The organism is Leptolyngbya sp. 'hensonii' (assembly GCF_001939115.1).
In the GTDB taxonomy this organism is placed as follows: Bacteria; Cyanobacteriota; Cyanobacteriia.
The window spans coordinates 207370-225495 of the sequence record NZ_MQTZ01000043.1; the positions used below are offsets into that span (position 1 = coordinate 207370).

Genomic DNA, 18126 nt, shown 5'->3' on the forward strand with positions numbered 1-18126 from the left:
GATAGCTGTCTTTGCCCTCATAAACGGTTCTGCCAAAATCGTAGGCTCGAACAAAGGATGAAATCATCTCATGCTGCCCATTTCGATCGAGCCAATTTCTTCGACAAATCGATGGATGGTTGGATATTGTTCTTCAAAAGTCTTGGATTTTGGCATTTACACACCTGTATAGCTGAAAGCTGCCCAGTAAAAAGGATGGGAGAATGGGCGGTTGTTCGGGTTACGGGTAAGCACCCCTGAGAGAGGAGCAATCTCGGCTTCGGTGCTATCTCGCAGCCAGATTTGGGCTTGGCGAAAGGCTTGTCTGGGGGGAAGGTTGTTGTTGCGCCACAATTCGTAGAACTTGGTGAACAGGAGCATGGTGCTGAGGTCGCTAGGTGACCAGAGGGAGGCAATAATACCTGCTACACCTGCTTGCATCAAACCAGCAGGTAAACTCACAACCTCATCTGGAAGTTGAATACCAGGGAGTCCAGTTTCACATGCAGAAAGGACTGCAAGACGGATACCTTGTTCGGCAAGGTTAATAGAAAGAATGTTACGGAGTGTGAGGAGTCCGTCGCTCATTACTAGTCCACTACTGAGAGGGGTATTAAGGTTAGCAGTGCCGTGGCCGGAGAAGTGAACAACATTGTGATTTGGTAGTGATTGTAGAACTGCCGTACAGGTTGCGGATTCGTGGCGGAGAATAGTGTTGACGGGAAAGGTGGTAATAGCAGCTTGAATTTCTTGAACGGAGTTGGGTAAGTCGTTTCTGGGGTTATCAATTGCCAGAATGGAATCTGCTGGAGTCCGCTCAGCAATCTCATGAGCGAACTGAAGTGAAAGCGCATTAGGAGAATAAGTAAAGTGGATGGCATCGAGAGCATAGTACCGTCCGGTAGGAGTGGTCAAGTCTTCGGTCCAAGCGGCATGGAGAGGAAAAAAGCTGAGAACCCCTGTAGAAATGAGAATAGCCTGGTTGTAATTTTGGGATCTGAGATGGCTAACGACAGGTTGCATTAGAGGTTCCCAAAGTTGACGAGTCACAGAGTCAATGGCACTAAACCACTTCTGATGATCATTCTGAGTTTGAATTTGGCTGTGTGGTGTTTCCGCTTCCAAGAGGGTGTTCACAAACTCTTCAGACCCTGAGCTAGATTGATTTACTTGAATCTCATTCATCAAAGAATCTTGATAAGCATTCCCTGGATAAGCACTAAACCAAGCTTGATATAGCAAATTATTCAATTGTGATTCGTTGAGGGTATCCAACCAGACAGATTCAATGTTGTTGTCCGTGACGATGAGAGAAAGGCTACCAACAGAAGTAGAAACAAGATAAATCAAAGGTTGGTTGACCCTTATTACACGACGTACAGCTTCAAATGTGGGTGAGGTTAAGGAGAATTTGTAGCCAGGAACTTGACGAATTTCCTGGAGCAACGTGTTGAGTTGTTGATGAAGAGACACGGCAATTTCTCTCATTGATTCAGAGGTGAGGTTGTGACGAGCCTCTGATGCCATGAGATCACGTTGCTGATTTTCCAGGTTTCGGAGTTGGGTAGTAAGGGTTTCGTATTCGCTGTAAAGATCGGGGTGGAGTTGCCGTAGTTGAGTGAGGTCAGCCCGATAGCGATTCAAGCTTTCGCTCAGTCCACGGGCACGCCCCTGCTCTAGAGTTTCTACAGCTTGGGACAAGTTGCCAGTCCTAGCTAACACATAGGTTGTCCGGCGGAGCAGGTTAGCCAGTTCTGCCAGTTCTGCCGCTTTACCATCCAGCAAAATGCAAGATTGGTAGAGGGTCTCCGCAGCAGCTAGGGCATTTCTGTAGGCTCCACTTGCAGCATCCCAGTTCTGTATCTCGAAGTGAAGATCACCAAGATTGCGAGAAGTTTGCTGGCATTCTTTTGGAAATGCATCATGAGTGTAGACTTGTAGGGCTAATCCATACCCATAGATTGCCTGTTCTAGATTTTTGGAGCGATCTCCTAGAATCCGATTACCATATCCAGTTGCCAGATTATTCTGAATCATCGCCCAATCAACTGGGAATGCATCGCGGGTATAGACTTTTAGAGCCAATTCACAGGCTTGGATTGCCCGTTCCAGATTATCCGCCCGTTCACCTCGAATTCGGTCACGATATGCAGTTGCCAAATCGTTCTGCGTCGCTGCCCATTGTTCTGGAAATGCATTGTAAGTATAAATTTGCAATGCCAATTCATAAGCAGCGATCGCCTGTTCAATGTTCTCTGCCCGCTCACCTCGGATACGCTTACGGTAAGCAGTTGCTAAGTTCATCATAGTCTCTGCCCAATCGACAGGTATAGCAACCTGCGTTCTCACTGTCAGGGCTTGTTGGTAAACAGCAATGGCTTGCTCTATGTTTTCCGCTCGATCTCCTCGAATGCGATTACGGTAAGCGGTTGCCAAATTTGTCATAATCTCTGCCCACTCAAAAGGCATGTCAGTTTGAGTCATCACTGTCAGGGCTTGTTGGTAAGCAGCAATGGCTTGCTCTATGTTTTCTGCTCGATCACCTCGAATACGATCGTGATAAGCGGTTGCCAGATTATTCTGAATCATCGCCCAATTAGCTGGGAATGCATTGCGGCTGTAGACTTGCAACGCCAATTCATAAGAAGCGATCGCTTGCTCTATGTTTTCCGCTCGATCGCCTCGAATACGATTGCGGTAAGCAGTTGCCAAGTTCGTCATAGTTTCTGCCCACTCAACAGGCATGGTAGCCTGCATTCTCACTGTCAGGGCTTGTTGGTAAGCAGTGATCGCTTGTTCAATGTTTTCCGCTCGATCACCTCGGATTCGATTACGGTAAGCGGTTGCCAAACTCGTCATGATCATTGCCCACTCCACGGGCATTGCAGTTTGTGTCATTACTGCCAGAGCTTGTTGGTAAGCAGCAATCGCTTGTTCAATGTTGTCTGCCTGATTTCCTTGAATGCGGCTACGGTAAGCAGTTGCCAGATTTGTCATGGTGATTGCCCACTCCACTGGCATTGCAGTTTGAGTCATCACTGTCAGGGCTTGTTGGTAAGCAGCGATCGCTTGTTCAATGTTGTCTGCCCGATTTCCTTGGATGCGGCTACGGTAAGCGGTTGCTAGATTCATCATTGATTGTGCCCACTCGACGGGCGTAGCACTCTGCATCCTCACCGTCAAGGCTTGCTGGTAGCAGTCGATGGCTCGCTCAATGTTCTCTATCTGATCGCCTCTAATACGATTGCTATAGGCTATTGCTAAATTGTTTTGTATAATTGCCCAGTCTGCTGGAAATGACTCACGAGTTTTGATCTTCAGTGCTAACTGGTATGCGTTTATAGCTAATTCCAAATTTATTGATCGGCTTCCCAATGGAAATTGAGCTATCAGATTTCCGAATGCAACAAATACATCTGCTGTCAACATTGCCTGGTTTATGTTTGTATTAAACCAGTAAGGTTCACCAATAGACATTACTTGCGATAAAGCCTCATTTAATTTTTCCTGGTTTCTTGCTAAAACTGAGTAGATTTGACTTACATCTCCCTGACTATCTACAACCACCTGTAAAAGATCTATAAAAAATCTTAGAGATTCTTGCAACAATATAGAGTTGGATTCTCCTGTCAGCACCATTTCTACTCGTTGAATGACTTGCTGAAACGATGTTCCATCTCTGGAAGCTAAATCATTTTTTAGTGTTGCCCATTGTTCAGGAAATGCTGCTCTGATGTCAATTTTTTCAGATACTTTAAGATCCTGAATCACCTCTGAATGTTGAAAAACTTCTTGCCGTAACAAAATGTCTTCTAAATTAAGTACTTTAAATGGAACACCATAGCTATTAATCAGACTGATTCTAATTCTCCCCTTTTCAGGTTTAACTGCCGATGTTAGTAAAAATCTTGCCTCACCATAACTTCCGCCAAAACGATGCAAGACTACAACAGGCTCTCCAACAGGTTTACTGCTGAATATCTCACTATCTACGCTGCAATAGATTGGGTACTCTTCTTCCTCGTACTGCCATTCAAACTTCTCTTCTGGTTGCAGGTCGATCGTCATCAAATAAGTTTTTCCAACCTGCGCTTCTCGTGGATAGGTAATGATGGGTTTAACGGCGATTGCCCTGGATAACTCAGTCATTGGATTCACCCTCCGCAGAAGTCAGTTGCAGCACCGTCATTGGATTGCCATAGTAAACATGCAAAAAGGTTGCCAGATAAGCCGCACAGGTTTCTTCATTCACCTCATGTTCCAGCGCTCCCCACACCTGTTCGCGGAGTCGTCGCAAAATTTCAGGAACCGTCCATTCAGGATGTTGTCGATGTTCATCTGAGAATTGCTCCACGACTGCTTTTGCCCTTGCGCGATCGACCCGCCACAACGTCCCCACAATCCCCTTTGCCCCATGCTCTAAAAAATTAGTTAACAACATTCGATGAGTCAAGCCGATTGAAGCATCCAGATCAAGCTGTCCGCTGATAAATACAATACTGGTGCCACCCCTAAATAGCTTCGATCGTTTAATGTACGCGATTGGACTATGCTTCAACGGCTCCTCAACACTAAACCCATCAATAAACACCAGCCCAAACTCCGTCGCTGGTTTTTGCATTTGGCTCAAAAACTCTTGAAACACGGTGAATTGCTGCCGTTGATACCGCTGCCATCCCTCATATTTCGCATGAGCATAGACCAGAACTCCACCTCCGCAGCAAGAATTCACCGATGTTGCCTCTGCCTCCATCTGCCGCTGCCGCACGGTTTGAAATGCAACTCCAACAGGTTTCTGCCCTGACTCCAGCAACTCCCAAAGAATCTCACACTCCGTGCGATCGTCAATCATCAAACAGGGAATTCGATCCGGCGAGTCATTTTGCTGATGGAGCCACGCCAGCAGTTGACCTGCAAGGCAATCAACTGAATTACTGATCCCCACATTGCAGTCATCAATGGCACTCAACAAATTATCCGCAGCCAGATTGCTCTCGATTTGCTGATGTAAGGTCATGAGCGATCGGTCAAACTGTCCCCGGTTGGCAAACGTTCTTTTCCCATGATGGGCGTGGATGTAGTACTGATCATCTTCCATCAATGCCTGCACATTCAGGCTAATCATGCCGTCTGGCAACGTGCTATCAAGGGCAACTTGCGCTGTAGTCTGATATGTTTCTACCGGGTTGGATAAATCATCACCTGCTAATTTTGCTAACAATTCAAAGGCAAAGCGACTGGCATGACGCGCTGCCGTTTCCTGCCCCCCTTTCGCATCTGCCTCAGCTTTTCCATCCAGCAGGTCAGAAATTCCGCGAATTACCATTGCCGAAACCCCCCGGCTTCTTCGCGCCGCTTCCAGAAAGCCATAGCCCTCCTTCTCTACTGCCAGAGCATCTCCATAATTTCGCTGAAGCAGTTTTTCGGTGGCTGAATCTGTTGAAGCGACTACACTTTCCCCAGCCGCGATCGCCCCTACAAACGCACGAGGCAACGATTCATTTCCTGGTTCTTTTTTGCGCCGCAGCCAATCCCTTGCGACTGCCCGCGCTCGTTGTTCCAGAGGGTAGCTGGAGCGCCTTGCTTCTGGTCGAGGTTTGAAAATATCCTCATCTCGCCCCGACTCATAGTTATAAACTTTCTCTGCCGCAACGACATCACCCAACATCACATCCTTGCGTCCCCCAGCCACACCCACAAAAAGCACCACATCAGGCTTGAAGTGGACAATTGCTCGCTGCGTCTCATCGGCGGCATTAACATTGCCCTGTCCCGTTTCCCCAATCGCAACCGTCCAGCCGCCCAACTTAAAGCGACCACACTCATATACTGTCCCGTCTGGATGCTGAACTTCGTACCTGTCTACCACATGTTCTTCTACAGCCAGGAACTCTTCAGGAAGTGCGGTCAAAATAACCACGCACGGTGGGATTGCTTGCCCAGCTTCAAGCCTTTTATATACGGCTGTTGCAGGTTGTTTGGGATCTTCTGCCAGTGCGATCGCAGTAGGCAACGCACCCGTTTGTCGGATACTGCCACTTTGTGCGATCGACTGGCGGAGGTTCCCAGACATTACCCATCCACCTCCCAGTTCCTGAGCGATGGAATTGCTGCAATCTTTGCCCCTAATGCCTGCGCCAACTTCACAGGCAGATCCGCGTAGTACTTTGGTTGCGGATTCAGTACCACTGCTTCAACTTGCTTCAAGTCAGCAATCTGCTGGGCTATCTGCAACGCATCCTCAATCCCCTGACGATTCACGGGCTTCACAGGCTTCTGGTTCATCTGGCTTGCCTTTAGCGGCACATTCCCCCGCCCATTGCTAACCACAACCAATACAGCTTGCCGTACCGCGCTCCGCCCGTGTTGCAGAGCATGGCGCAACGTCTGCAATGCCAAATGCAGCCCATGCGCCAGTGGTGTTGCCTGCCCTCCACCGACCTCCAGCCCATTGCTAATCCTGGGCACCAGAACGTTCTGCGCGACAATCTTCGCCGCCTGAAGTTCCTGGGCAGCACTTGCCGCACCGACCTGAATCAAGCAAAGACTGGCGCGTTCGACATACGCCCACTGTAAATAAGGCAATAGTGCTGCCTGCCACTGGCACTCTCGCAGACAGGTGTAATCCATGACCAGCATCAACATTTGCTCTGGCACTACTGCCCGACGATATCGCCGCAAATCAGTCGGTTGAAGAATGAGCAATCTCGTAACGGCTTCGCAGGAGAATTGCTCCCCATCCAGATTAGCTTCACGCCCAAACTCAACTAAACTGCTTGGAGAACCGTATCGCTCCAGCAACGCTGTTTGCCGAATCTGCTGATACTTTGCTGCTTCTAGAAGGGTACTGACGATCGCCAAATCCTGCGGTATGGTTGCTAGCTCAACTCCTACAATCGCTCCCCGCCCTGACACCACATTTTTGAACCGTCGAATCGGCAATCGCAGTGAAGCCGCCTCTCGCTGAACAGGTGTGGTGTCTTCAGGATAGGGATTGGCGATCGCCCCATCCATTTGAATCGGTTGCGATGGCAAAGTTTTTATTGTGTCAGAAGCATAGACAGGCTCCTGAACCGGAGTAGGTGCCCGTTCTTCCATTAAAGCCTGGTCTTCAGCTCCAGTTTTCCTAATAGGGGAGTTTGAATCAGGGGTTAATTCTGATTGGATCGGTTGTTCAGGTTCTTTGGGGTCTACATCCAGATGTGGCTTTATCAGTATCAGACCAATCATCTTGGCTGCCTGATCTACCTGCTGAGCTGTCACCTGATCTGCTTTGGAAAGTTGAGCATTGGCCTCAGCCAACCGCAGGAGTGCCAGTTCTCGCCGCACACTGTAGCCATCTGTTGGAGAAATATAATCCAGGACTCGTTTCTGGGCTTCTAGCGTGACTTCAGGATGGAACAATCCCGCCTGCTGTAATGTACCCACCCACTCTGGTAGCAGCGCATCTTCCTCCTCGTCCTGCTTATCCGTTTCTTCCAGCCATTTCTGGATTGCTTCTGTGCGATCGCCTGTTGCCAGGGCTTGACCAGCCAATCGGAGAGCAAACCGATCCAGCAAATGAGGCGACACCAATCCAATTTCCGACCGTGAACAGCCAGCTAACCAGCAGAGGTTCGGCTGCCAGCTATCCCGATGCCCATGCCGCTCTAGATAAGCAACCTCACTTCCCATCAGAGCAACACAGGCTCTTGCTGCAGGTAAACTCAACCGGGTCAGGTCTGGAATAACAACCAATCTCAGCTCCTGCTCCCGTCCACCTGATAGCAGTCCCTGTTGCCACTCAAAAGAACCTTTGGCATCTCTCTGTTGCAATGCCAGTCCACCCCAGAGGTCTTCTTCCGTCTCAACCACCCCTAGCTGAACTGGCACAACCTGATAACCTGTCACCTGCTTCAGCATCCAGGTTAGATCTTGGGCAGCAACTTGGAGAGTGGAGATCGCCGCGTCAAATACCAGGATACTCCGCAGACCAGGATGGAGGGCTGCACAAGCCAACCCTCGGATTAGGGGATTGCTTAAGTCTACGGTTGCCTTACTCACTGCCTAACAATCGGTCTAGAGTTTCCCTATCCTGATCATTCCAAACTTCCTGGCTACTTTGCGCCATTTGCGGACGACGATGCTGAAGTGCCAGAGGCGCAACAGCCTTGAGATGACTTCGACTTACCTCGGATGCCCCTTCTAGCGCAGCACATGCCCACGCTGCCATGGCCAAGACATAATCCCCCCGGTTTCCCTCCGCCTCAAATTCACCAGACAACTTGATGCACAGTCCCAATATCTCTGGGGAAACCTCAACCGAGTTAAATTTTTCCTTTGCCTGCTTCAATTGCTCGAATTTTTCCTGGTCTTGCTGCCTCGCATGATCAAGCCAGCCCGATGTACCCGCCTGCTCCAAAGCAGAAACCGCCTGGTCAAACTTCAGCACGTTCTGAAGAATTGCCAATCGCTTCTCCACATTAGTTTCAGCAGCCACACTCACCATCAACCCAAAGCGATCGAGCAACTGAGGGCGCAATCCTCCTTCCTCCGGGTTCATGGTTCCAACCAAGGTGAAAGCAACTTTCTGAGGCTCCTTGTTCTGTCCATCGCGCTGAACTACCAGTACCCCTGTCGAGGTCACGTCCAGGATGATGTTAACAATGTGGTCATCCAGTAGATTTACCTCATCGACATAAAGCAGGCGATCGTTGGCTTCCTCCAGCAAACCAGGCTGCCACGTTGATTCGCTCCGCATCAGAGCATCAATCTTCCAACCACCTACTACCCGGTCTTCAGTGGCGTTGATGGGCAGCGTCACCGGCAATTGACCATAAACCATCTGAGCAAACGCCCGTACTGCCGTAGACTTGCCTGTTCCTCGCTGTCCACTGATCAGAACCCCTCCCAGCCTCTGGGGGGTGACGTAAGCAATTTCTAACGCCAGCTTAATCTGTTCCTGTCCTACTATCCGGCTGTAGGGCAGGATTGATATATCAACTGCTATACTCACAGATTGCTCTCAAAGTAGAGTTTTCAATATTCATTCTGATCTAACTTCGCATAAAATACTCGCTAATTCTCAACAAGAGAAATTCCTGACAGACAGATGTGCTTGATTTGATCTCAAATTACAAGTCAGCCATTTAGGCAAGTTGCTACCCGCTAACAAGGCCAGCTTTTGTTTTCGAGGTAGTTGCTTGATCTGATATTCCACTTGTAATGCCTCTTTCTTCGTTCTGAAGCTCCAACAAGCCACCAGTTCTACTGGGCGGTGTGCTCTGGTGTAGCGGCCTCCCCTGCCTGCATTGTGAGCGGCTATTCGTGCCTCCACTTGCTTGCTGTATCCCGTGTAGAGGGAACCATTAGCGCATCGTGCCATGTAGACATAATGGTGCTCTGGTGGGAGAGGATCGCTCATAAGTCTTTCCTGATGCAGAAATCAGAGGAAGGAGGGTAGTTTCTGAATGATTAAGGTTATTGCCATGCAGAAAATTCTGGGCTTCTGTCTGGTGCTCTCCTTAAGATTACTATTCATGGCGAAGTATGCAACGGGCTGATCCGGCTCAATGGGGATTGGGAGTAGGGTAGGTGAAGTGAGGGGCTTTGCCGCTAGCGCGGCCAGAGGGGAGTGTTTGGTTAAACCATGATGCAAAGTACGATGACGATTACGCCTGCAACTGACCTGGCAAATTCTTTAATGCAGCCTGCTCAAACGCCTGTCCCTGGGAATGTAGATCCTGCTGATTTGACCCCGGCAGAGCAAGAGCAATTTAATCACTGGTATCAGCAATGGGACTTCTTCCACCTGCGTTATAGCAGCTATTCCGGAGAGCACCCATCATGCCACAGCCAATGCTCCCTTTAGCCTGCCATTGGATGGCGGCTTGCGACGGGTTAATCACATCAAGATCAGGGTAGGACGAGCATGAAAACCATCCGAAACAGCAACGGGAACCTGGTGATTCCCGTACTCGATGAAACAGGAGAAGCGCAACCTGAAATCGTGCTGCGCGGCACGGTCCTGGGGGAATTATTCGACGCCAAACTGCTATCCAGTCTGGCGATCGTCAAACTGGACCTGAAATCTGAGACAGGCCCCAACGAGAGAGCAGACCTGCTCAATAACATGACCTTTGCAGATGGGAGACAACGAATTTTCGTATTCAATTCAGGCGAGACCCTGTTCTTTGCCTCACCTGAGGTGGCACCCTGCTTCAGCCAGTTCTTTCAGACCCATCCAGAGGCTGCCTGCACCCATGGCAGTCTGCTGACCTCAAACTGCTATGTCCGGATGCAGACGTTAGAACAGGTCCGAGTTCGAATTGTGGACTACCAGCAACAGCCGGAACTGGCCATGACGCATGATTGCTATGGCTGGTGCAGTCCCCGGATCGCCCATCTGATGGACAATGCCGGAAATCGACCCTTCCAGTTCCGCCTGGGCTACCTGCAGGAATGGCATGCAAGGCAGAGGAGACGGAACCAGGCTGCCCAACCGGGAACCAGCTTCCTGGCCAAGGGGGTGTTCCTGTCATCCCCAAATCTAGAAACTACGGGATGCGATCTCCTGCTGGATCGATCCAGCATCAAGGGGATTGCCAAAGCGCAACTGGACCTGCTGCTGCCCTGTGGGGACTACCTTCTACCCAAGTTAGCCCTGGGCAATCGGCAGAATGCCATACCCTCCCGATACAACAATAACTGGGAATTCCTGTGCTGGTATAGCCCGGAGGCTATCCGCAAGGATCTGGTAGAAGGGACCCGGCAGAAGGCGATGCAACTGGCTAACCTCCAGGGCGATCCGCTGAAACTGAAGCGGCACATGATTGAAGCGTTTCGTGAGGCAGACGAACTGATCCTGAGTACCGACGACCTGCTGGACTACAACCAGAGAGACAGCCGGTGGATCAGGTTACTGGAAGCCGATGAAATGGGCCACCTGTGCCAGAGTCGGATGTTTGTCGCCAAAGCACAGGAAATGTTGCAGGAGCAGTGGAGGAGTCTGGCTACAAAAGGAGCTTTCAGGTTCTCATCCGGTATGGCTGTACCCATTCCAGACCTGGAACCCGGTTGTGTGTGCATCCCCCATCTGCCGGAAGGGGATGTGCTCCTGACCCGCTACCCGATCGTCTCCTCAGATAACATTCGGGTGGCAGAAAATGTCCACCTGGGGGGTTGGGAGCACCTGCAGGGGATCTGCGGCATTCATCCGGAAGACACAGGTACGTTCCAGTCCGATTTTGACGGGGACCAATTCATCTGTTGTCCGGCAGAGCGGCTACCCCATATAGCCCAGGAAACGCTGAGGCTGGAGGACAAAGGCCGGTTCCAACCGATTATCAAATATCCCAAGCAGTCGTACCTGGCTGCTCGGAATCACCAGGGCCGTGCCCAATACCCAACCCTGGCCCATGTAGCTGTAGAAACGAACAGGGGCGAGATGGCCCTGGTGAGTTCCTGGATTGGTCGGGTGCAGGATTCAATTCCCACACCAGAGGAAGATCCAGCTAGCTTCCAGGTTCAAAAGCAGGAACTGCTGGAGAAGCTATTCCAGGCAATGCAAATTGAGGTAGACCATCCGAAAAATCCGATGAAGTATACCGATCTGCCTGGATATGAGAATCTGGGTGAGGCTGTGAAAGCCTGGATGGACAATCATCCCAGTCCGTTCTTCCAGTTCTATAAAGACCCGGAACTCTACCGCTCTGGGGTCATGCCCACTGCGCCAGATAGGGGATTGTATGTGCTGGCCGCTGCCATTAACCCACTCTGGGAACCAGTCAGGCTGAAACTGCCCGCTCGAAATTCGGTGCGTTACCTGGCTCCACCGCCCAAAACCAGCCTCTTAAACCTGGGTGAAGACAGGACCCAATGGGCAGAAGACCTGAAGCGCTGGTTCAACCAGGCCAGTGCCCAACTGCGTCAGAAGTGCCATGGCCATGAACTGAACCGGGAAATTGGTCGCCTCTACGACACCATCCGGGAGCAGATCGAGGAGCAGTTCCCAGACCCAGAAGAACGGCTCCACAGGGCGATTTCCCTCTGGGATGTCTGCCACAGGCCCGATGACCGATTCCTGGAGCGGCGCAAATGTATCCAGGCGGCCAGTCGGATAGCGATCTCCCTGAGAATAGATGAAGTAACCTTACCCGGTGAGGTCGATCGCCATCCCAGATACATCCTCCATGTGCCTGTTGGTAATCCGTCCGAGGCTGGGGACCAGGCCACGGCCTGCCGGGACTATCTGGAAACCAAAGGCATTGCCTACCATGCCCGATTGCAGGCAAATCTACCTGTCATTGACTTTATCCTGCATGTGCCATGCCCATTTGGGTTGGACAATGGGCAAGATTTTGAGGGTAACGAACTAACAACCCTGCGGAATCAGCTAGAGGCAAAACAGGCAGTGATTCTGGCCCAGGAACCCAACCCTGAGATTCGGAAACTGCTGACCAAGTTTGCCTATGCGGAAATGTTTCCCCAGGGTTCAATCAGGTCCCTGTTACCGAACCGGATGGCCATCCACCCGGACTACACCTGGGTAGAGAACCCGCACGAACTGACCTCTGGTAAGGGGGCACTGGCGTACAATGTCCTGACGGATGAGGTGGCCCAGCTCCTGCAAAGCTACGAGTTCCATGAGATGACGATCGTGGGTGTGCAGTATAACGACCTCAAAGACAAGGACTTTGCGCCCATTCTGGATCAGGTGGCCAATTTCCGAGTCGGGCGATTCGAGATGGCCAAAACGAACCCGAAATACCACCGTTACCAGGGGCAACCCTGCATCCAATCGGGTCAGAAGACTGTAGGGGTCTATGCTTCAGGAGGTGCAAAACTGCCGGTTGGTGCGACATTTAAGGCGGTGATTGCTGAGGCTTCGCCAACAAATCTACGAATCCAGATTATCCACGATTCGATCCAGATTCCCCAACCCCTGACGGATCAAGAGATCCGACGACTTCAACAGGAACAGGCCCAGGGGCAGGCGGAAACACAAGCAAGAAAAAGCAAATCCCGGAGCAAATCTAGCCAATCCAGAAAACTTGCAGCCAACGTTGCAGAACGTTGACAAACATAAAGAGGCACTGACAGTCATCGGCTCTGTAGGATGACCTTGGGTTGGTTAGTTCTGATTTTGAGCAGCAGCGGCAGTCACCTCATCAAGGCTGACCTGAAGCTGCTGGGCGATCTGCTCCAGGGTCAGACCAGATTGCAGCAGGAGGGGAACAGTACGGGAGAGCATGAGTTGAATGCCTTCCCGCTGCCCTTCTTGACGGCCTTGCTGGAGGGTTTCCTCACGCCATTGTTGATAGATGGGGGATAAGTTCACGACAATCTCCTGTTCATCCTTAGTTAAATTCTGCCTCGACTGCAAGGTGATTTGCAACCGGGCTAAATGTTCCAGAGTAGTGCGGCGAGCGGGATGCTCTGGAGCAAGTGCCAGTAACTCCCTAATAGCCTGCCTTTGCACCGTATCACGCCCCATCAGCCTGAGCCAGAGGGTATCGGGGGTGGTGGGCAACTGATGGAGAACGACGATCGCGCTGTGGAATCCCTGGGAAAGGGCATAAATTCCTGGACCCCAGGTATCGGTTTTGCGGGCAGCGAAGTTTTGGAGCAGTTCCAGTTAGTTCTGATTTTGAGCAGCAGCGGCAGTCACCTCATCAAGGCTGACCTGAAGCTGCTGGGCGATCTGCTCCAGGGTCAGACCGGATTGCAGCAGGAGAGGAACAGTACGGGAGAGCATGAGTTGACGCTCTATCTGCTGCCCTTGCTGAATCCCTTCTTGACGGCCTTGCTGGAGGGTTTCCTCACGCCATTGTTGATAGATGGGGGATAAGTTCACGACAATCTCCTGTTCATCCTTAGTTAAATTCTGCCTCGACTGCAAGGTGATTTGCAACCGGGCTAAATGTTCCAGAGTAGTGCGGCGAGCGGGATGCTCTGGAGCGAGTGCCAGTAACTCCCTAATAGCCTGCCTTTGCACCGTATCACGCCCCATCAGCCTGAGCCAGAGGGTATCGGGGGTGGGGGGCAACTGATGGAGAACGACGATCGCGCTGTGGAATCCCTGGGAAAGGGCATAAATTCCTGGACCCCAGGTATCGGTTTTGCGGGCAGCGAAGTTTTGGAGCAGTTCCAGTTAGTTCTGATTTTGAGGGACAGCGGCAGTCACCTCATCAAGGCTGACCTGAAGCTGCTGGGCGATCTGCTCCAGGGTCAGACCGGATTGCAGCAGAATGGGAACAGTACGGGAGAGCATGAGTTGACGCTCTATCTGCTGCCCTTGCTGAATCCCTTGCTGAATCCCTTCTTGACGGCCTTGCTGGAGGGTTTCCTCACGCCATTGTTGATAGATGGGGGATAAGTTCACGACAATCTCCTGTTCATCCTTAGTTAAATTCTGCCTCGACTGCAAGGTGATTTGCAACCGGGCTAAATGTTCCAGAGTAGTGCGGCGAGCGGGATGCTCTGGAGCGAGTGCCAGTAACTCCCTAATAGCCTGCCTTTGCACCGTATCACGCCCCATCAGCCTGAGCCAGAGGGTATCGGGGGTGGTGGGCAACTGATGGAGAACGACGATCGCGCTGTGGAATCCCTGGGAAAGGGCGTAAATTCCTGGACCCCAGGTATCGGTTTTGCGGGCAGCGAAGTTTTGGAGCAGTTCCCGAGAGGCGGTGGGTGTTAAGACCCAGAGAGTGGGGAAGAGGATCTGGGAGCGGCGAAGCTGCTGCCGTTTGGCGTTGCGGCGAATCTCGGCATAGAGGTCAAAGAGTTTGCCGATGCAAGCCTGGACATCCTCGATTTGGACTGGGTTACGGAAAGGCTCAAAGATGGAGAATACAGAAGCCATGCGACCCATGATACCGAGGCAGAGGAGAGCCTCCTGGGCAGTTGGGTCTGGCATGAACCAGATATCGATTTCCCTGGTTTCGCCTTTGACCTTGTAGTTAGCCCTGACGGTGCCCGATGGGCCGAAAAGGTCTTCGAGGAAGTCTTTGGCGAAGCGATCGTGAGCAGTACGAGTCATGGTCCGCTGGACAAAGCCTGGACCATAGGGCCAGGAGGCAGGTGATCGTACAAATGTACCATGATCTGCTGTCAGGTCCAAGAAATTTGCTCCAGGCTGCCCCGGAGTATAGGCTGGACGGCAAAGCAGAATCACTCAATTTGCTGGTCCCGCCTGCCGAAACTGCCGTTGCGTGGGTGGCACCACCCACAGGTAGCAACCCCCTTGTGCCTCGACTCCAGATGGCGTTATGCCGGTGGATTGGGCCGCTGCTCGATTCAATGCCTGCAGCTTCAAACAGGCATTGCCGTCCAGGGATGACCGATTCCAATCCAACAACTCCCTGGCCCGTTTGCCGTCCTTGCCTGTGGCCCACTGGAGGAGTTCGGCCTGTTGCAGGGTTAAGCGGACTGGTCCTCTGGGGGCCAGAGGGGGAGCAGGCAGCAGCCTGGGGGCGACCAGGCCCACCACCATCCCCAGGGTGGCTACCACAGTCAGCAGGAGCGTCAAAGGGATAGCCACTTCCGCCCAGTGATGCTTGAGTGCCTCTATTTGCTGGGTTCTGGCCCACTCTCTGGCAATCTGGGAGATGGTCCGCTTCTGTTCTGCCACTGCGGTGCGTTCTGCCATGGCCAGGGTATCCTTGATGCCATCCAGACCCGTTAGAAAAGCCGATTCAAGAATAGGTTTGAGCTTCTCCAGTTGCTGCAGCTCAGCCCCCATCTGTTTCAGATACTCGCCCTGAGCCTGTCGTAGTTTGGATGCATGTTCGACCTGAATCGATCGCAGTTCGGCAGGAATACCATCGCACAGAGCAACGATGTGGTGGCAGGCCAGCAGGAACAGGTAGACCGTATCACCTTCAGGGACACCCAGTTTGCGGGCCGTATTGGCCAGTTTGGCCTGGTATTCTACAGGCATCTGAGCCAGGAGTTCATCAAAGTAGTTGAGGTCTCGCGCCATCACTACAGGCCCAGAAACGGGTGAGCCGGAGCGATCGCCGTTTCCATTTCCTCCAGCCAGGTCGCAGTCCGGGCCGTTTGGGTGATGGTCAGCGGTGACTTCTCTGTGTTGGCCGCGAACCGGAAGGGCAAATCCTGATCGGCGATCGCATCCCAACTGGTATAGAACAGTTCTTTCATGTTGATCTCAACCCCACCCAGCTTGGCCATGTGCTTGTGGACCTCAGATTCGTTGTAGCGATGGAACTGGTTTGACTCCCCATGGCAGAGGTTCTTGACCACCACGTAATCTACAGAATTACCGCACATTTCGACCAACTCCTGCAGGACCACCACAGAAGTGCGTTCCTTAGAAATCACGGAGCAGAAGGTAACCCTAAAACCGAAGCGTTTGGCCTGTTCTGTCAGCCGCACCTCTCGGATGAAGGTGGTCAGATCAGCCTGCGCCCGAGCAGGCAAATCCACCAGAATCATGTCCTTCTGTGCGGGCAAAATATCAATCAAGAAATCCGATTGTCCCCGATTGGTGAAATCTACCCTTTCAACACCTGGAGGAAGGTTTTTATAGTAACGGTACAAGTCAGGATTAGCCGTATCGGAATCAAAGGCACGGCAGGGAATGTTGCGGGTACGGTACACATCTAACAAAAATCTAGCAAAACAGCTCTTGCCGACCCCACCCTTATCCCCTGTGACAAATACCATGCGTTTGGAAGATGCTGCTGCCCGTTCTTTAGAGGGAGCTGCTTGGGGTTTCTTCTCGGTTGCTACTGGTGTTGCTGCTGGCTGCTCTACTACTGTTTCGGCCATCGTTATTCTCTCTTTATCTAAATCAATATGAGTGACTACCCCCGGGTTCTGGTGCCAAAACCGATTCAAAAAGCCAGGGTAATACGAATCAATACTGAGGATAATTTTGAACAACAAGAGCAAGCAACCGCAGCATTACTCAACCATCCTCTGGTTCGATTGAATCAGGATGGCAAGCCAATTAAACCCAAGCTGAAAGGAATGACCTGGATTATTGTTGAAGCGATCGTAATTTCAGTAGTTTCCGTGCTTATAACGATTGGATATAGCAGTATAGTTGGGGGTTTGGCTCTACTGATAGGGGCAACAGGGACTGCCATCCATATCACCACAATGGCCCGTGGTTTTATACCCAGGTGGAAGGCGTATCAGATCGCTCTGCAGGAATTTAAGGGGAGCAAGAAGAAGGGCAAAAAACCTGCCAACCTGATCGCTCAAGCATCAGAAACGGCCAAATCTAAACAGCGTTCCAGATTGGTGCGAGCAGCGCTGCAGCAGACCGTCACTGCTGATGGTAGGGATAGTGATGCCAAACGGGGCAGGAGCGAAGCAGCATTGGAGAGGCACCTGCGCTCCCACTTTGGGGACATGATCCATACTGGTCTCACTTGCACCATCCCGAATTTCCCTACACCCTACACCCCCGATTTTGCCCTGATTGAACCCATCTCTGGCCTGCATCTGGATATCGAAATTGATGAACCGTACAATGCTGAAGGTGAGCCGGTGCATTATCTGGGATTAGACGATCGACGCAATGAATTCTTCCTGGAACGCAATTGGATTGTCATTCGCTTTGCCGAAGAGCAGGTGATCCGCTATCCTGATGCCTGCTGCAAGCTGATTGCCCGTATTGTGGCCGATGTAATTGGGGCACCCCAGGGGAGTCCCCAGGCGATCGCCCTTGTAGCCCTGGAGCAGACGAACCCCCTCCCCAGAGTCAAGCATTGGACGCGGAGAGAAGCCAGGGCCATGGCAAAACGGAAGCATCGAGGGAGCTACTGAGCACATGTCAAACCAATCTGATCGTGATATCCAATGCGTCTATTGTGGTTCACCCCACATCCAGTACGACGCCAACTATGGGTTTTACCGTTGTCTGACCTGTACCAAAGTGTGGGGGTATGCGGGGGATGACCCGGATCTTGATGAGGCTGAGGACTATGACGAGGTGATGGAGCAGATTTATCAAACTGATCCAGCTTACTGGGCCAGGTTGAAAGAGGGGATCTGATCAACACAGGAAAGGGCACAAGTTCAACCCTGTGCCCTGCTAGGACTCCCCTGTCCTGCCGCCAGGCAACGGGCTATCGCCTGGTGCTGAGGCAAGAGCCGGAATGGTACCATAGGACAGAATCCTGTCCTGCCTCCGACTAC

The 18126-nt window shown here is 51.6% G+C and carries 14 protein-coding genes; 4 read left to right on the forward strand and 10 right to left on the reverse strand.

What is annotated here, in order from left to right; all coding sequences use genetic code 11:
- Positions 1-156: 156 nt before the first annotated feature.
- The 5 genes from BST81_RS16600 to BST81_RS16620 form a co-directional block, all read right to left on the reverse strand.
- A complete protein-coding gene (locus tag BST81_RS16600; RefSeq protein WP_075599610.1) occupies positions 157-4128 on the reverse strand; it encodes a CHAT domain-containing tetratricopeptide repeat protein in 3972 nt (1323 codons plus the stop codon).
- The gene (locus BST81_RS16605) at positions 4121-6052 is read right to left on the reverse strand and encodes a 5'-methylthioadenosine/S-adenosylhomocysteine nucleosidase (protein ID WP_075599611.1); all 1932 of its coding nucleotides are present in this window, start codon (positions 6050-6052) and stop codon (positions 4121-4123) included. Before BST81_RS16605 ends, BST81_RS16600 begins: the two co-directional genes overlap by 8 nt.
- Positions 6052-8022: a hypothetical protein gene (locus BST81_RS16610; protein WP_075599612.1), complete on the reverse strand. Its 1971-nt coding sequence runs from the start codon at positions 8020-8022 to the stop codon at positions 6052-6054. The genes BST81_RS16605 and BST81_RS16610 overlap by 1 nt, the downstream gene beginning before the upstream one ends.
- Complete coding sequence (locus tag BST81_RS16615; protein WP_075599613.1) at positions 8015-8974, reverse strand: AAA family ATPase; 960 nt, start codon at positions 8972-8974, stop codon at positions 8015-8017. Before BST81_RS16615 ends, BST81_RS16610 begins: the two co-directional genes overlap by 8 nt.
- Positions 8975-9043: 69 nt before the next feature.
- Complete coding sequence (locus BST81_RS16620) at positions 9044-9382, reverse strand: GIY-YIG nuclease family protein (RefSeq protein WP_075599614.1); 339 nt, start codon at positions 9380-9382, stop codon at positions 9044-9046.
- Positions 9383-9607: 225 nt separating this feature from the next.
- Between BST81_RS16620 and BST81_RS27605 the strand changes: the two genes are divergently transcribed.
- Together BST81_RS27605 and BST81_RS16625 are read left to right on the forward strand one after the other, a co-directional pair.
- Complete coding sequence (locus tag BST81_RS27605; protein WP_143780370.1) at positions 9608-9829, forward strand: hypothetical protein; 222 nt, start codon at positions 9608-9610, stop codon at positions 9827-9829.
- A 60-nt stretch (positions 9830-9889) separates the two neighbouring features.
- Entirely contained in the window at positions 9890-13036 is a 3147-nt protein-coding gene (locus BST81_RS16625; protein WP_075599615.1) for a hypothetical protein, read from the forward strand.
- A 54-nt stretch (positions 13037-13090) separates the two neighbouring features.
- Here BST81_RS16625 and BST81_RS16630 read toward each other — a convergent pair whose 3' ends face one another.
- From BST81_RS16630 to BST81_RS16650, 5 genes are all read right to left on the reverse strand, one after another.
- Positions 13091-13489 (reverse strand): flagellar assembly protein H, encoded by a 399-nt coding sequence (locus BST81_RS16630; protein WP_143780371.1) that lies wholly within the window; start codon positions 13487-13489, stop codon positions 13091-13093.
- Positions 13490-13594: 105 nt separating this feature from the next.
- Positions 13595-14005: a hypothetical protein gene (locus BST81_RS16635; RefSeq protein ID WP_171974780.1), complete on the reverse strand. Its 411-nt coding sequence runs from the start codon at positions 14003-14005 to the stop codon at positions 13595-13597.
- A gap of 105 nt (positions 14006-14110) precedes the next feature.
- Entirely contained in the window at positions 14111-14998 is an 888-nt protein-coding gene (locus BST81_RS16640; RefSeq protein ID WP_075599687.1) for a hypothetical protein, read from the reverse strand.
- A 135-nt stretch (positions 14999-15133) separates the two neighbouring features.
- Positions 15134-15940, reverse strand: a complete 807-nt coding sequence (locus BST81_RS16645) for a DUF6753 family protein (protein WP_075599618.1) — start codon at positions 15938-15940, stop codon at positions 15134-15136.
- A gap of 2 nt (positions 15941-15942) precedes the next feature.
- A complete protein-coding gene (locus BST81_RS16650) occupies positions 15943-16749 on the reverse strand; it encodes a hypothetical protein (RefSeq protein ID WP_075599619.1) in 807 nt (268 codons plus the stop codon).
- 27 nt (positions 16750-16776) lie between these two features.
- Here BST81_RS16650 and BST81_RS16655 point away from each other — a divergent pair, with 27 nt between their 5' ends.
- The gene (locus BST81_RS16655; RefSeq protein WP_075599620.1) at positions 16777-17754 is read left to right on the forward strand and encodes a hypothetical protein; all 978 of its coding nucleotides are present in this window, start codon (positions 16777-16779) and stop codon (positions 17752-17754) included.
- Between the two features lie 4 nt (positions 17755-17758).
- Entirely contained in the window at positions 17759-17983 is a 225-nt protein-coding gene (locus BST81_RS16660; RefSeq protein WP_075599621.1) for a hypothetical protein, read from the forward strand.
- The last annotated feature ends 143 nt before the right edge of the window (positions 17984-18126 follow it).

Excerpts from the sequence above, each read along its gene's own strand:
- BST81_RS16620 (WP_075599614.1), bottom strand. The coding sequence starts at position 9,382 with ATGAGCGATCCTCTCCCACCAGAGCACCATTATGTCTACATGGCACGA.
- BST81_RS16650 (WP_075599619.1), bottom strand. The coding sequence starts at position 16,749 with ATGGCCGAAACAGTAGTAGAGCAGCCAGCAGCAACACCAGTAGCAACC.
- BST81_RS16645 (WP_075599618.1), bottom strand. The coding sequence starts at position 15,940 with ATGGCGCGAGACCTCAACTACTTTGATGAACTCCTGGCTCAGATGCCT.
- BST81_RS16600 (WP_075599610.1), bottom strand. The coding sequence starts at position 4,128 with ATGACTGAGTTATCCAGGGCAATCGCCGTTAAACCCATCATTACCTAT.
- BST81_RS16660 (WP_075599621.1), top strand. The coding sequence starts at position 17,759 with ATGTCAAACCAATCTGATCGTGATATCCAATGCGTCTATTGTGGTTCA.
- BST81_RS27605 (WP_143780370.1), top strand. The coding sequence starts at position 9,608 with ATGATGCAAAGTACGATGACGATTACGCCTGCAACTGACCTGGCAAAT.
- BST81_RS16605 (WP_075599611.1), bottom strand. The coding sequence starts at position 6,052 with ATGTCTGGGAACCTCCGCCAGTCGATCGCACAAAGTGGCAGTATCCGA.
- BST81_RS16655 (WP_075599620.1), top strand. The coding sequence starts at position 16,777 with ATGAGTGACTACCCCCGGGTTCTGGTGCCAAAACCGATTCAAAAAGCC.
- BST81_RS16625 (WP_075599615.1), top strand. The coding sequence starts at position 9,890 with ATGAAAACCATCCGAAACAGCAACGGGAACCTGGTGATTCCCGTACTC.
- BST81_RS16640 (WP_075599687.1), bottom strand. The coding sequence starts at position 14,998 with ATGACTCGTACTGCTCACGATCGCTTCGCCAAAGACTTCCTCGAAGAC.